Raw genomic sequence first — 1,007 nt, 5'->3', positions numbered from 1 at the left:
CGCCTTTGAACAATGCATTACTGTGGAAAGCCATAGAGAACATCAAGCATTAGTGAATCGACTAGCTTCCACCGATGAGCCTGCGATTGTCGTCGCGGCATCCGGTATGTGCGAAGGTGGAAGAATCGTCAATTACTTAAAAGCACTCTTACCAGACGAAAGAAATGATGTGTTGTTTGCGGGTTATCAAGCTCAAGGAACCTTAGGTCGAGAAATCCAATCAGGCAGCCACACGGTGGATATCGATAACCAACCAATCGAAGCCAACGCACATATCCATACCATCTCTGGATATTCTGCACATGCAGACCAAAGCGATTTATTGAAGTTTGTTACTGGTATTCCAGCACAACCAAAAGCCGTGCATTTGATACATGGAGAAAAAGAAGCGAAAAAAGAGTTAGGAGAGAAGTTGGAAGCAGAGGGAATTGAGGTAGTTTATTAAACTAATATCAGCCGACATTAGAACGATACAGTCTAGTTTTTACTTATTGTTAATGGGTGAAAACAGCATAAGAATTTGAATATCAACGTGCTTTACCTAAGCTTTGTACGTCAGAAAGCCATGTTAAAGCACATTGGTAACGAGACTGAACAACTATGCAGGTTCAACAACCTTTACGGTTGGTGTTTTAGCCAGCTCAGCACTAGACGCTTTTTTGTATAGGTTCTCGTAGCAGTAGTTTGTCGCCTCGATGTAACCTTCTACACTGCCGCAGTCAAAACGCTGACCTTTAAATTTGTAAGCGATAACACAACCAGATTGAGCTTGTTGCATCAATGCATCAGTGATTTGGATTTCTCCACCTTTGCCTGGTTCTGTGTTTTCGATAAGCTCAAAAATATCTGGCGTTAAGATATAGCGACCAATAATTGCTAAATTACTTGGTGCAGTGCCTGGTTCTGGCTTTTCTACCATGTTATCAATTCGGAAGATGTCATCTTTGATCATCTCTCCAGCAATCACACCATATTTATGGGTTTCAGTTTCTGGAACTTCTTGAACC

General features: G+C 41.6%; 2 protein-coding genes. One reads left to right on the top strand and one right to left on the bottom strand.

Annotation, left to right across the window (positions count from 1 at the left end; genetic code table 11):
• Positions 1-445, top strand: a 445-nt coding sequence (locus R8269_RS26600) for an MBL fold metallo-hydrolase (RefSeq protein WP_318223089.1), incomplete at its 5' end; no start/stop codon positions are given.
• A 153-nt stretch (positions 446-598) separates the two neighbouring features.
• Here the strand turns inward: R8269_RS26600 and R8269_RS26595 are convergent.
• Positions 599-1,007: sugar phosphate nucleotidyltransferase (locus R8269_RS26595; protein WP_318223088.1), on the bottom strand; the 409-nt coding region annotated here is incomplete at its 5' end.

Source organism: Vibrio sp. Vb0667 (genome assembly GCF_033391095.1).
Note: the sequence above shows the minus strand (reverse complement) of the source record. Positions and strands in the feature narration are given on the sequence as shown.